This window comes from Balneola vulgaris DSM 17893 (assembly GCF_000375465.1).
Classification (GTDB): Bacteria; Bacteroidota; Rhodothermia; order Balneolales; family Balneolaceae; genus Balneola; species Balneola vulgaris.
On record NZ_AQXH01000006.1, the window covers coordinates 86,474 to 99,347 of the forward strand.

Here is a 12,874-nt window from a genome sequence, read left to right on the forward strand (position 1 = left end):
TTAAGAATTCATGTTTGAGTGTGCACACACCCATAAGACACCGTTGATCATCAAAAAGTCGCAGGATTTTTTACCTATAGTCACTCGAACTCTTAATCTAATTTTATTTTCTCTTAAACCTAATATTCACTAGGTTGTTTTTTCAAAATTCTTACTAAGCACTATTTATATGAAAAAACTTTTCTCTCTTGCTCTATTGATCGTTTTCACATCAGTAACTGCATTCACTCAAGTATCTTTAAAATATGATCTTAAAGAGGGGACTTCTTACGATACCAAATCGGAAATGAACCAAAAGATTTCCCAAACAATCATGGGTCAAACTCAAGAAATTAGCAATCTTCAAGGTGCTGGCGTTAACATGACCGTATTATCGGTGAACGATGGTTCGTATGAAGTTAAGCTTACTTACACAAGCATGCGTATTTACCAGCCAATGGCTCAAGTAGATTATGATTCTGAAAAGCCGTCTTCTTCACCTAACCCAATGACCAAATCTTTTGATGCTGTAATTGGCGAGGGCTTTACATTCACACTTACTGAAAAGGGTGAAGTATCCAACATCCAAGGCATCGACGCTATGCTTGATAACATGGCTACCAAGATGGAAATCACCGACCAAGCACAACTTCAAGCTCTTAAAGCTCAGCTGTCTAGCCAGTACAACGATGAAAGTGCTTTAGCTCAAGTTCAGCAGTCGATTATGAAATTCCCAGCAAACGCTGTTTCTATTGGCGACACTTGGAGTGAAGACGAATCTATTCAGGCACCGCTTCCGATGAAAATCCTCACTTCGTATGAAGTTGCAGCTTTGAACGCTGAAACGATCACTATTAATGTTTCTTCAGAAGTATTTACTGAAGGTGAAGAAATGAATATGGGTGGCGCTACTATGACTCCAGATCTTAGCGGTATTCAGTCTGGTACTCTTACGGTTGATCGTGCTACAGGCTTAGTGTTATCATCTACTATGGATCAAATGATTTCTGGTGCTATGATGATGACTTCGCCACAAGAGATGGAAATCCCAATGGAGATTTCAGGTGAAGTAACGGTAAGTGGTACGATTAACTAATCGAATCCAGCCTTCACTTTATTTAGATATTCAAAGCGAGCTCATTCAGCTCGCTTTTTTTATATACGCTCTGTAAATACGCCAGAACTTGAAACAGCATATAAATCATCTAGATGTTCTTGTCGAATTAAATCGGAATCAAGATTAAGCTCTTTCTTTAACTGATGATTGCGTTCTGGCCCTAGTGCAAAGAAGATCTTCAACTGCTCTAGCTCGTTCATAAAGTAGCTTCTCGAGAACTTATCTGTGAAATCCATAGACTCTGCTAATCGCTCAAAATCATGGATAAGAAGTCCTGATGAACCCGAAAGCAGCTGATGCACCAACATCCATTGGCCCTCTTTCATTGCCACGCTGAAGCGCATAGGTGTTAACCGGTTCAACAGTTGAGCCGGTAAGTAATAAGGACTTTTGATCTTTGCATCGGCCAAGTATAAGAACCTGAGTAAAGCACCCAAACCTTTTCGAACACGACCATGCCCTTTAAAACATCCATACACATTGGAGTAATCGTCTAGCACTCGCATCGACAACCTGAACTCACGCTTATAGCCCTTTCGTCCCGATGAGATGTAGTAGTAGGTCTCTGTTTTCTTATTCGCGTGATTGTAAGGTGGGCGTAAAGAGCGAATCAATAGATTTTCAAGTAGAACGGCATCGGTTTCCGTTTTACAAACCTCATAGCCAATACGAGCTACTTGAGCTACCAAACTTTGTACTTTTTTGGACTTCGAATACCGGTAGGAAGTAACTCGTTTATATAAATCCTTTGCTTTGCCAATGTACAACACCTCGTCGCGGGCATTGTACATGGTGTACACGCCGGGATCGTGAGGAGGAATCTCTTTCATCGCGTTATTAACACGCTCTTTCTGAGTTTCCGCTATTGGCTGGAAAAGGTCTAGAGTCACCGTTCTAATTTATTTTGCTAACAGATTGCTATGCTGCAAAAATAAGAGATGTGTACACTAAACCTAAAATTCTTTATTAAAGAATCCTTTTTAGACGGATGCTTCTTGTTGTTCTTCCAGTACTTTCGTTAGTGCTTGTTCAAATGCTTCCACGGGCTGAGCCCCAGATAGCGCATATTTATCATTGATGATAAAAAACGGTACGCCTTGAATTCCATAGCGCTGTGCTAGTAGGATGTCATCTTGCACTTCCTGGGCATGCACTTTCCCCTCCACCACTTCTTTGGCTCTGTCTGTATCAATACCAACTTCTTCAGCTAAGGAAATCAGTATGGCTTCCTCACTGATGTTCTGTCCCTTCACAAAATATGCTTCAAATAAAAGATCCTTGAGCTCTGTCTGTTTCCCTAGACCTTTAGCTTCGTGTAATAGCAAATGCGCTTTAAGGGTATTGGTTGGCTGAAGTGCATCCATATCAAACTCTAGGCCCACTTTCTCACCCATCTGAACCATGTTGTCGTTCATGTTATGAGCCCATTCCAAATCATGGCCATACTTCTGGGCTAACAATTCATAAATGGACTTATCCGTACTTTCGGCTGCATTCGGGTCTAGTTGAAAACTCATCCATTCCACATCCATTTGTAAGTCTTTCGACACTTTTTCAGCGGCGATTTCTAAATGTTTCTTACCGATGTAACAAAATGGGCAGGCGATATCGGACCAAATCTTGATGTTCATATACGTATGGGGATTTAATGCTAAAATTCATTCTGAAGATAGCAGTATGCACAACCAAGGTCAGAGTGTAATATTCTATGCTAGCTATAGACATTAGTGAACAAAAAAAGCCTCGCTTATAAAACGAGGCTTTCAATTTTAAGATCTATTCTGACTTATCACTGAACGGTAAAGTCTACATAGTACACCGTTTCACCCCAAATTAGGTTTAATCGACCCCCATTTGGTCCTTCTTCTACCGTAATGGTGAAGTCTTCGGTGTTATCACTTTTCGTCATCACCGTCATGGGTACACGGCCTAAGTCACGGGACTCGTCATAGGTTCTTCCGTTCTGCCCCGTTTGCTTATTGATGATTAAAGTACCTCCATCGGCTTCTGGAATAGTGAATAGAGTATATTCAGCCGCAGGAACCGTTAATGAACCGATTTTTAAATCTTTTGAAGTTTTAAAATGTGTAGCTCGGTTCGCTCCTGTTCTCCAGCGTTGCCCAAATGGTACAATGCCTCCAAACAAATCACGTCCACGACGTTTTGGTGAACCGTAGGATACTTCAAACTCAGCATGGCCTACCGTAAATGTCTCTGTTACAGCTCCGGATAAGGCTCCAAACGGGCTACCGTTTTTATCCGCTTCGGCAAAACGTTTTGCAACCGCATCTATGTCAACTTCATCTGTTCGGCTAACCACCAGTTTACGGGTAGTTAAACCTGCATCAAGCTCCATGATGTCGCCCTCTGCATTCACATCTACGCCCATAACTCCACGCGAAGGATGGCGGATAGTCATAGAATCAGAAGCTATTTTCGCAATCACAAAAGTTGAAGCTCTAGAGCCTGTAATTAAACGTTGATTGATGCTATCGGCATCCACTTCCGCGGCATAGTTGAATGCCAGCTCGAAAGGCCAATGCACCATATCTATAAAAGGAAGAATCCCTGGTTCATACGGCGTCATCAAATCGCGATAGGTACCATCGTTCGTTAATACTTTGGTAATTAAGCTGTCTCCCTCTCGAGCATAGGACCTACTGATTTCAGAACTACCATTAAAGCCTTCTTCAAGGGGATGATTACGAACGGTGTATGTGTCGATCCCACCTGTGTCATCCAAGATCAGCTCATAGGAGCTTAATCGGGTTCGTGGACTTCTTAGTACTACTTGTGCCGAAACACGATTCCCTATTTTTTCAAACTTCTCAACCGCAAGGGTATCATTCCCTAACAGCGTTATAAACCCGGCCTCATTATTGGGCGCCTCAACGGGTCCACAGGCGATAGCAAGCATGCTTACAGAAAGCACGCCTAATATTGATTTCATTCTCATACAACCTCCATCATTGATTGAATTATATCTTTATTTGATCTCGTCTAACATCTTGAGACGTGTTGCCTCAAACTCATCCCCCGCTTTCCATTTCTGTAGTTGATCTGAGTTTAGTGCTCTATAACCCACTTCAAAAAACAACTGAGTGTCTTTTGCGGCACCACTTAGATCCCAATATTCATTTATCTCATCATTTACTGAATGATAATTCGCAGCCGACACGCTATCTACAGTCTCTGCATATCCCTCTGACTTATTCACAAACTCTTCTCCCGGATTTGGGAAGATGGCTGGAATTCCCACCTTAGCCATATTAAAGTGATCAGAACGATAGAAGATACCTTGTTCAGGATTCGCATCAGGTTTAACCGTGCGTCCTCTTTCTTCAGCTACTTCTACCACTAAATCAGCAAGGCTATTTCGGCCATAACCCACAATCACTAAATCGGAGGTTTCTCCATATACATTCATTCCGTCGAGGTTAATATTCCCCGTTACTTTACCGGGATGAACGGTAGGATTTTGCCCCCAATACTGAGAACCCAAAAGTCCTACTTCCTCAGCTCCTACAACCACAGCAAGAACACTTCGCTTTAAATCACCTTGCACGCTTTTGTAAGCCTTCATCAAGTTCAGCACAGCACTCACGCCCGCAGCATTATCGGATGCGCCGTTATTAATATCATCACCATCAATAGGGTTTGTGATTCCTAAATGATCGTGGTGTGCAGTAAGCACTAAATACTCATCCTTCAATTCAGCATCTGAACCTTCAATTTTGGCAATTACATTCTTCGCGCTGATATCTCGGTATTCAGCATCTACCTTCACTGAAAGGCGCACATTCGCAAGAGGTACAGGTTCGAAATCTGGACTATCCGCAGCCTCAAGCATATCGTCAACATTTAAACCCGCGTGATTAAATAGTGCTTCACTCGCCTCGTAAGTCAACCAGCCATTCATTTCAGTAGCGCCCATATCTGCACCTTCATCACCCTTCACATAAAAACGCTCACGGCTCCATCCATTGGAAACTACATTCCAACCATAGCCTGCCGTTGGAGTGGTGTGAATGATAATGGCTCCAAGGGCCCCCATTTCTTTCGCCTTTTCATACTTGTAGGTGTAACGACCGTAGAACAATCGTGCATTGCCTCCAAATAGATTCGGATCATATTCAGGGTCATTATTCTTGATCACAATAATTTTTCCCTTCACATCCATGCCTTTGAAATCATCCCAATTTTCTTCGGGTGCTTGGATACCGTATCCAACATATACCAACTCAGCATTTTGAATGTCAACGCCTTCGCTTTGGTTGGCGGGCCATGCTACAAAATCCTCAAAGAAGGTGAAATCACTCAACTGGCGGTTGTTTGAAACACGACGCACACTCATTGTGTGGTTCATTGTTTTTTGGCCTAACAGTGGGAAAGCCTGTACATAGCTGCCATCTTCAACGCCCGAAGTGGCGCCCATGGCTTTAAATTGCTCCACCAAATAATCCACCGTCATTTGCTCGCCTTCGGTTCCGGTGGCACGGCCCATGTAATCGTCGGAGGCCAGAACCTCAATATGTTCCTTTAAACTCTCTTTAGTGATGGATTTCGCCACCTCATCTTTATTCGTAGATGTGCATGAAATAAAAACAGTACCTATTAAAGTAAGTGCAAAAAGCTTTTTCATTCGTCCTCAGGTTTTTTATTCTTTGTAGAGTCCGATTATAAACAGAAATCAACAGATTTGAGAATTTAAAGCTACATTCTTTATTCTTTTTACCAATTCAAGCTATTATGTCAAACTTTTCTGGACGAACAGTACTAATTACAGGTGCCGCTAGCGGAATTGGGCTCCTTATGGGTAAACTATCCCTAAAGCGTGGTGCTAAGCGCCTTGTGATGTGGGACATCGACCAAGAAGCGCTTCAAGCCACAGGCGATGAGCTACTGAATGCGGGCTACGAAGTTACTACCCAAGTGGTGGATGTTCGCAGTATCGATCAAATTGAACAAGCCCATTCAGAACTGCTAAATAGCCACATTCACGTCGACATCCTCATCAATAACGCTGGAGTGATTGTGGGGAAAGCCTTCGCCAAACATACTATTGCCGATATCAACAAAACGATGGAAGTAAATGCATTAGCACTGATGTATGTCACCCATACCTTCCTTCCCGATATGCAAGATCGAAATTCTGGCCATATTGTTAACATTGCCTCTGCCGCTGGACTCACTCCCAATCCTGGCATGACGGTTTATGCCGCAAGTAAATGGGCGGCGGTAGGCTGGTCTGATTCACTTCGCATTGAATTGGAAAAAACACATCCACGCATCAAAGTTTTAACGGTGATGCCCAGCTACATCAATACCGGTATGTTTGAGGGCGTAACTCCTCCTTTATTTGTACCGTTGTTAGACCCAGAGAAAATTTCTGTTAAGATTTTAGACGCTATAGAGAAGGATAAAATTCAACTGAAGGCACCGTTCATGGTTAAGACATCGCTGATTTTTCGAGGGCTACTCCCCCAACGTGCCTTCGACTTCATCGCGGGCAAGATATTCAAGGTGTATTCCTCTATGGACAACTTCAAAGGGCGTAACCATTCATGACAGCGATCGATCAATTACCCGATTATCTAGCCAAACAAAAAACGTACTTCAGCACTGGAGAAACCAAAAGTGTAGCCTTTCGCATTCGTCAACTGCGCTTACTGCGGGAGTTACTTCAAGATCACGAATCGGACTTAATTGAAGCGGTTCACAAAGACTTTAAAAAACCGGCTTTTGAAACTTATGCCACAGAGCTAGGCCTAATTTTTAATGATATAGGCTATGCCATTAAGAACTTGGATCAGTGGGCGAAACCGAAATCGGTGCCTTCGCCCATCGTGAACTTTCCTTCCAAGAATTTCATCATTACGGAACCCTATGGCTGTGCCCTTATCATTGCCCCTTGGAACTATCCATTGCTACTCAGCCTGCAACCCTTGGTAGGTGCCTTAGCCGCGGGTAACACCATCATTTTAAAACCTTCTGAACTCACACCACATACCTCTGAGTTATTGGCTTCCCTATTTTCAAAGTACTTCCAAGAAGAATATATCCGTGTAGTTTTGGGAGCTGCCGAGACCTCCAAGGCACTAGTTGAACTCGATTTCGACTACATCTTTTTTACTGGAAGTAACCGTGTGGGTAAGTCTATTATGCGTACGGCCGCAGAGCGCATCACCCCACTAACACTTGAACTAGGTGGGAAAAGTCCGTGCATCGTGGATGAAACGGCTAACCTCGAAATCTCTGCGAAGCGCATTGCTTGGGGGAAATTCATCAATGCCGGGCAAACCTGCGTGGCCCCCGATTACCTGCTGATTCAACCTTCTATAAAAAAGGAGTTTCTTGGATACCTCAAGGATAGCATTGAGCAGCTTTATGGTGCTAATCCTGAAGAAAGTGAAGACTATCCGCGCATCATCAACCAAGCACACTTTGAACGCTTGAGCAACCTTCTAGATGCTGGAACCACGGTTGCTGGTGGGCAGACCAATGCCGAAACTCTTTATATTGCCCCTACTGTAATTGATGACGTGACTAAAGACGACCCCGTGATGCAGGAGGAGATTTTTGGGCCTATTCTTCCTGTACTTGAATTCAATACCTTAGAAGAATGCGTAGAAATCATACATCGCCATCCACGTCCTTTGGCTCTATACCTGTTCTCGAATACACAGTCTTTTGAAGACGCTATCTTAGAGCGCATTTCATTTGGAGGCGGAGCCATTAACGACACCATCACGCAGATGGGCAACCATCACCTTAGCTTTGGTGGAGTAGGTGCGAGTGGCTTTGGGTCCTACCATGGCAAAGCGAGTTTTGATACTTTCTCTCACCAAAAAAGCGTGATGAAGAAACCTTTTTGGCCCGATGTGCCCCTGCGTTACGCACCCTATGATGGTAAACTTGGAATCGTAAAAAAAATATTGAAATAAGATATGTCTCAGACCTTTCGTGCCCTTTGGGTTCAAGAAAATGACGATCAAAGCTATAAACAGAGCATCCAAGACATCCCTTTGGAGCAGTTGCCCAACCATGAGGTGCTCATCCAAGTCCATTACTCATCCCTGAATTACAAAGACGGTCTTTCTGCTTCTGGGAATAAAGGAGTGACTCGTTCATACCCCTTCATCCCTGGCATCGACGCCTCGGGCGTGGTGATGGAAGACTCTTCAGGAAACTTCCAACAAGGAGACCAAGTACTTGTTACCGGCTACGACTTAGGAATGAACACCTTTGGTGGTTTTGGGGAATACATTCGAGTACCCGCTTCATGGGTAGTGCCTTTACCTGAGCCGTTGAACCTAGAACAAGCTATGGTGGTGGGAACTGCGGGTTACACAGCCGCTTACGGTGTACTCCGTTTAGAACGAGAACTAGTTACGCCCAACAGTGGACCTGTACTTGTAACGGGAGCAACGGGAGGTGTAGGAAGTATGGCGGTTTATTTCTTAGCTCAAAAAGGATTTGAGGTGATTGCCGCTACTGGAAAGCTAGAACAATCTGACTTACTGAAACAGTTAGGGGCGCATAAAGTGATTCACAGAGACGAAGTATATCCCGAAAAACAAAAACTGTTGAACACGGGTCTTTATGCCGGAGCTATTGAAACGGTTGGAGGGAAGATGTTGGAAGCGCTAATTCCTCAAATGATGCCTGATGGGGCTATTGCCTGTTGTGGGAACATCTTAGGACATGAACTACACTCGAATGTGTATCCATTCATCTTACGAGGGTTGAGTTTGTTAGGCATCGATTCGGGCATCACAAAAATGCCATTGCGACTTACTTTATGGGATCGAATTGCCGAATCCGCATCGGGTTTCCCGAACAAGGCTGTACGTCTCGTTTCCTTAGAGCAAATGCCTGACGAAATAGACCGCATCCTGAATGGTAAGCAAATAGGACGCGTAGTGTTAAAACACGAGTTTTAAGAATAGCTACATTAACGAGCGCCCTTAGGCTGCATAAGTCGTTAATTCATCCGCTACTCTCGAGGCCTCGCTCATTGCAATGCGTAGTTGCTCTAGATTAATGGGCTTGCATAATATTTCTAAGTTATCAAGCCCCTCCGAGTCTTCCACAAGGTCAACACTGCTGTACCCAGATAATAATAATACAGGAGTATTGATGTTTTTACGCCTCATGTGAGCCACAACATCCAATCCGTTCATATCACGCATCAGGTTTTGGTCGCTCACTACCACATCGGGTTTAAGTTCTTCGATTTTCTTTAAGCCGTCTTCACCGCTAATTGCAGTACCAAGCACTTTATAACCCAGACTTGTTAACATGCGCTCTTCCACAACCGAGAGTAGCATATCGTCTTCTAATAAAACTACCGTTTTCATAATTCAAAAAATTAATGGTTAATCACTCCGCCCTTCCAGAGGTCTCTGAGGTTATCGGTCGAATATTAAAATTTCTTAATCTTTTTTTAAAACTTTTCGTTCACTTTTTTTGAAGCATTTAAAAACAAGAGGATAGGCGGGGCAGAAAATGGGTGCGAAATCATATCTTCATACTAATCAATGGGGGTTACAAGCTAAACATCAGTAGCTCCAGCTTCGCTAATAGCGAGGTAATTTCATTCATTTACCCATCTCCCCAACCAAGACGTCATCCTGAACAGCGGAACGCCAGCTGGCGGACAGGATCTTAAATTGGCTATTGTTGCGAGAAAGGAGACCTTTGGAGCGAAGAGAAAGAATAAGTGATATTTATATATGCCTTAAAGTGATGACACTTTTGGCTTGGCCTCCCGTTCTGCAACGGGACAGGCGCCAGTGCCCAAAAAGTCAATAAGATTCCAAACTCCTCCCATCGGATACTGGATTCAGCGTTGATATAAATGGATACCGATGGTTCGTCAGACAGGGAATCTTAGGTTATTCTTTCCTTTGCGAGGTATGTTGGAACAGTTCGGCGACTCCTGCTCAATTCCAACGCCGGAGATAGTTGGAGGTGTTTAGTTATTTCACGGGCACATACCTACATCTTTAGATATCTCCCTTCGGTCGATATGACAAAGAAATAGAAACCACCTGTTTTGTCACTTCGAGTGAACACGAGAAGTCTAGAGATCGAAAACAACGCAGCTACTTAACTTATAAATCTGACCAAACAAAATAGCTGTCATCTACAATCCTGAGTAGGAAAGGATGTGATGAGGTTGAAGGGTGCTAACACGAAGGATCTCAAATGAACGCACTGCCCAAAGCTAGTTCAGGGTTTGAGACCCTTCGCAACCGATTGCCCTCGTTCCCAACGTCCTCGTTGGAAATGCCTTCTAGAAGCTCCAGCTTCACTAATAGCGAGGCACCCCTACCCAAACACCCACCAACATCGTCATCCTAAGCGGAGCGAAGGATCTTAGGGGATAGGAGTTTGAGAATTTTATCCGCTGAAGTGATTTATACCAAGGGTCATGGGATTGTTGTTCACAGCATTAAATAGATTGTCAACCTCGTGCTATTATCCCGCAAGATCCTTCTCCACCTGTCGGCGGAGCAGGATGACCCATTAATTTTAGGTGGAATCATGTAATAAACTGTGTCGCTTCGAGAGTAAGTGCTATATCAAAGACCATCTACTGGGCTTTTTATATAGCTGCCTCCTTTATTCATTACATGAGTATATATCATCGTTGTTTTTAAATTTTTGTGGCCTAAAAGCTCTTGAACTGTGCGGATATCGTATCCACTTTGTAGTAAATGTGTAGCAAATGAATGTCGAAATGTATGTGCAGAAACTTTTTTATTTAAACCTGCTTTTTCTGCTGCTTTTTTAATCTGTCTGTTTATGATTGAGGCTGAAATATGGTAACGGTGTAACTTTTTTGACCTTGGGTCTTTTGCTAAACTTTTTGATGGGAATACATATTGCCATCTTAGTTGACCACTTTCCCCAGGGTATTTTTGCTCTAAGGCATAAGGGAGTAAGGTTTTTCCCATGCCATTTTTTAAATCTAATTGATGTAATAGCGTCACTTTTTGTATTTGTTTCTTTAAACCTGACACACAAATTTGTGGAAGTAGAGTGACGCGATCTCTATTTCCTTTACCTGATCTTACCCAAATCTGATTGTAGTCAAAGTCGATATCTTGAACACGTAATCTTAAGCACTCTGATATACGTAAGCCAGAACCATATAATATATTACAGATCAATTGGTGGGATTGAGTAATGTGTTGTAATACTGCTCTTACTTCTGAAGTAGAAAGAACTACAGGTAAAGTTAATGCGGGTTTAGCTCTTGTCAGCTCATCTAATAATAATTCTGAATGCTTTAAAACCTGTTTATATAAAAAAACCAAAGCGGAAAGCGCCTGATTTTGGGTAGAAGAGGCTACATTCTTTTGATTTGCTAAATAGTTTAAAAATTCTTCAACGTTTTTGTTAGAAAGATCATTGGGGTGGCGTGTACCATGAAAACGAATAAAACGGACGATCCATGAAATGTAACTTTGTTCTGTTCTATAGCTATAGTTACGGCGTCGAATTTCTTGGCGCACCTTATTTAATAGAATAGACTTACTCATTAGTACTTGGTTTAAATGATTAAATTAGTACCTTAGTAAGTACGGTGAGTGAGTTAATCCTTACAAAGTTTTTGGATTTATTCGTGCATTTGTGTTTTTGTTTTAGTTCTGAATACATCCAAACAAACTTATTTAAGTGATATTAGAAAGGTATTTTGGATGTATTCGTGCAAAACCCAAATACGCACCGTGTCGATAATATTATGTTATGCTACTTAACTAAAAATAAATGCTAAAACTCATACTTGGTTTAATTGCCACAATTATCGGGGTAGCTATTATTTTAAAAACCTATATGAACTGGCGAAAACACAATTCCGGTTTTAGAGAATCAAAAAAAGCTAGTCCAACTAGTGATCACAGTTTTGTAGGTTTAGAGCGTGGTTATATTTTTGGTGCTTTTTTATTGATTTCTGGCCTTTATTTTGTTGTTGGTTTCTTTCAGTAAACACACTCAGTAGCATAACAAGCGCATCAATGGGACGCTGCCCGAATCCTTCCTTCTGCTCTTGCAGTTAAGTAATTATTTCTGCTACTTCTGGTTAAACCAATCCGCAGCGCCCATTATGCGCTGGGTCGTTATGTGGCTTTAAAACTGATGAAAATTTGGCTAAAAATAGCATCGTTGATTGGAGCAGCTTTAGTTGGTGGTCTTGCTGTATTTTTATTAATCGTCACATATTTAAACTTCGCTCTTCTTCTGCTATTTGACGGGAATGAATTTTTGGTTCAATTTTTTAATCTATTCATTTTCTTTTTAGTCACATTTTTAGTTTTCAAAAAATTAGATAAACTCCTTCAACAAAAATTTTCTACTAATCAAAACAAATCAGCCACATAACAAGCGTTTCAAGCGGACTCGGACTGTGGTCGGGACTTTAATAAATTAAACCAGACTCGCCGCTTAAACGCGGGGTCGTTATACAACCTTGATCTATGAATAAATATCAGGTCATGCTTAGAGGTGAAAACTTCTTACTCGATTTTGTTGATAAGGAAAAAAAGTGTGGTTTCTTTACCACCATTTGGGTTGAGGCGAAAGATTATGAAGAAGCTGAGCTAAATGCAGTTGCTAAAGTAAAAGTAGAAAAAGATTTAAGAACAGGGCTTCTTAATAAACCTGAAGATTCACCAATGATTTATTTAGAAAAAATTCGTCAATTAGAATCAGGAGAAAAGTTACAAGAAAATGGTGGTAGAACCTTTTTTATTGAAACTGACGATAAAG

The 12,874-nt window shown here is 42.0% G+C and carries 13 protein-coding genes; 7 read left to right on the forward strand and 6 right to left on the reverse strand.

Annotated features, from left to right (window positions below; all coding sequences use genetic code 11):
* The first annotated feature begins 169 nt into the window (after positions 1 to 169).
* On the forward strand, positions 170 to 1,075 hold the full coding sequence (locus B155_RS0111290; RefSeq protein ID WP_018128376.1) for a DUF6263 family protein: 906 nt from the start codon (positions 170 to 172) through the stop codon (positions 1,073 to 1,075).
* 59 nt (positions 1,076 to 1,134) lie between these two features.
* Here the strand turns inward: B155_RS0111290 and B155_RS0111295 are convergent, their stop codons facing one another.
* From B155_RS0111295 to B155_RS0111310, 4 genes are all read right to left on the reverse strand, one after another.
* Complete coding sequence (locus B155_RS0111295) at positions 1,135 to 1,986, reverse strand: GIY-YIG nuclease family protein (protein ID WP_018128377.1); 852 nt, start codon at positions 1,984 to 1,986, stop codon at positions 1,135 to 1,137.
* A gap of 90 nt (positions 1,987 to 2,076) precedes the next feature.
* The gene (locus tag B155_RS0111300) at positions 2,077 to 2,727 is read right to left on the reverse strand and encodes a DsbA family oxidoreductase (protein ID WP_018128378.1); all 651 of its coding nucleotides are present in this window, start codon (positions 2,725 to 2,727) and stop codon (positions 2,077 to 2,079) included.
* Between the two features lie 158 nt (positions 2,728 to 2,885).
* A complete protein-coding gene (locus B155_RS0111305) occupies positions 2,886 to 4,046 on the reverse strand; it encodes a DUF2911 domain-containing protein (protein ID WP_157464851.1) in 1,161 nt (386 codons plus the stop codon).
* Positions 4,047 to 4,082: 36 nt separating this feature from the next.
* Positions 4,083 to 5,738, reverse strand: a complete 1,656-nt coding sequence (locus tag B155_RS0111310) for a M28 family peptidase (RefSeq protein WP_018128380.1) — start codon at positions 5,736 to 5,738, stop codon at positions 4,083 to 4,085.
* 107 nt (positions 5,739 to 5,845) lie between these two features.
* Here B155_RS0111310 and B155_RS0111315 point away from each other — a divergent pair, with 107 nt between their 5' ends.
* From B155_RS0111315 to B155_RS0111325, 3 genes are read left to right on the forward strand one after another with little or no spacing between them, the layout of a single operon-like run.
* Entirely contained in the window at positions 5,846 to 6,664 is an 819-nt protein-coding gene (locus B155_RS0111315) for an SDR family oxidoreductase (protein WP_018128381.1), read from the forward strand.
* The gene (locus B155_RS0111320; protein ID WP_018128382.1) at positions 6,661 to 8,040 is read left to right on the forward strand and encodes an aldehyde dehydrogenase; all 1,380 of its coding nucleotides are present in this window, start codon (positions 6,661 to 6,663) and stop codon (positions 8,038 to 8,040) included. Before B155_RS0111315 ends, B155_RS0111320 begins: the two co-directional genes overlap by 4 nt.
* Positions 8,041 to 8,043: 3 nt before the next feature.
* Positions 8,044 to 9,039, forward strand: coding sequence for a YhdH/YhfP family quinone oxidoreductase (locus tag B155_RS0111325; RefSeq protein WP_018128383.1), 996 nt, complete (start codon positions 8,044 to 8,046; stop codon positions 9,037 to 9,039).
* Positions 9,040 to 9,063: 24 nt separating this feature from the next.
* On the opposite strand, the gene B155_RS0111330 is transcribed toward B155_RS0111325, so the two are convergent.
* On the reverse strand, positions 9,064 to 9,456 hold the full coding sequence (locus B155_RS0111330; RefSeq protein WP_018128384.1) for a response regulator: 393 nt from the start codon (positions 9,454 to 9,456) through the stop codon (positions 9,064 to 9,066).
* Between the two features lie 1,227 nt (positions 9,457 to 10,683).
* Complete coding sequence (locus tag B155_RS0111335) at positions 10,684 to 11,646, reverse strand: integron integrase (protein WP_018128385.1); 963 nt, start codon at positions 11,644 to 11,646, stop codon at positions 10,684 to 10,686.
* Between the two features lie 229 nt (positions 11,647 to 11,875).
* On the opposite strand from B155_RS0111335, the gene B155_RS0111340 reads away from it, so the two are divergent.
* From B155_RS0111340 to B155_RS0111350, 3 genes are all read left to right on the forward strand, one after another.
* Positions 11,876 to 12,094 carry a hypothetical protein gene (locus tag B155_RS0111340; protein WP_018128386.1) on the forward strand — a complete coding sequence of 73 codons (219 nt, stop codon included), beginning with the start codon at positions 11,876 to 11,878 and terminating at the stop codon, positions 12,092 to 12,094.
* Between the two features lie 135 nt (positions 12,095 to 12,229).
* The gene (locus B155_RS0111345; protein WP_157464852.1) at positions 12,230 to 12,487 is read left to right on the forward strand and encodes a hypothetical protein; all 258 of its coding nucleotides are present in this window, start codon (positions 12,230 to 12,232) and stop codon (positions 12,485 to 12,487) included.
* Positions 12,488 to 12,582: 95 nt separating this feature from the next.
* On the forward strand, positions 12,583 to 12,874 hold a 292-nt coding region (locus B155_RS0111350), incomplete at its 3' end, for a hypothetical protein (RefSeq protein ID WP_157464853.1).

Bases quoted from the DNA above. Each gene is read 5' to 3' on its own strand.
- B155_RS0111290 (WP_018128376.1), top strand. From the start codon at position 170: ATGAAAAAACTTTTCTCTCTTGCTCTATTGATCGTTTTCACATCAGTA.
- B155_RS0111340 (WP_018128386.1), top strand. From the start codon at position 11,876: ATGCTAAAACTCATACTTGGTTTAATTGCCACAATTATCGGGGTAGCT.
- B155_RS0111310 (WP_018128380.1), bottom strand. From the start codon at position 5,738: ATGAAAAAGCTTTTTGCACTTACTTTAATAGGTACTGTTTTTATTTCA.
- B155_RS0111320 (WP_018128382.1), top strand. From the start codon at position 6,661: ATGACAGCGATCGATCAATTACCCGATTATCTAGCCAAACAAAAAACG.
- B155_RS0111300 (WP_018128378.1), bottom strand. From the start codon at position 2,727: ATGAACATCAAGATTTGGTCCGATATCGCCTGCCCATTTTGTTACATC.
- B155_RS0111305 (WP_157464851.1), bottom strand. From the start codon at position 4,046: ATGAAATCAATATTAGGCGTGCTTTCTGTAAGCATGCTTGCTATCGCC.
- B155_RS0111330 (WP_018128384.1), bottom strand. From the start codon at position 9,456: ATGAAAACGGTAGTTTTATTAGAAGACGATATGCTACTCTCGGTTGTG.
- B155_RS0111325 (WP_018128383.1), top strand. From the start codon at position 8,044: ATGTCTCAGACCTTTCGTGCCCTTTGGGTTCAAGAAAATGACGATCAA.
- B155_RS0111335 (WP_018128385.1), bottom strand. From the start codon at position 11,646: ATGAGTAAGTCTATTCTATTAAATAAGGTGCGCCAAGAAATTCGACGC.
- B155_RS0111315 (WP_018128381.1), top strand. From the start codon at position 5,846: ATGTCAAACTTTTCTGGACGAACAGTACTAATTACAGGTGCCGCTAGC.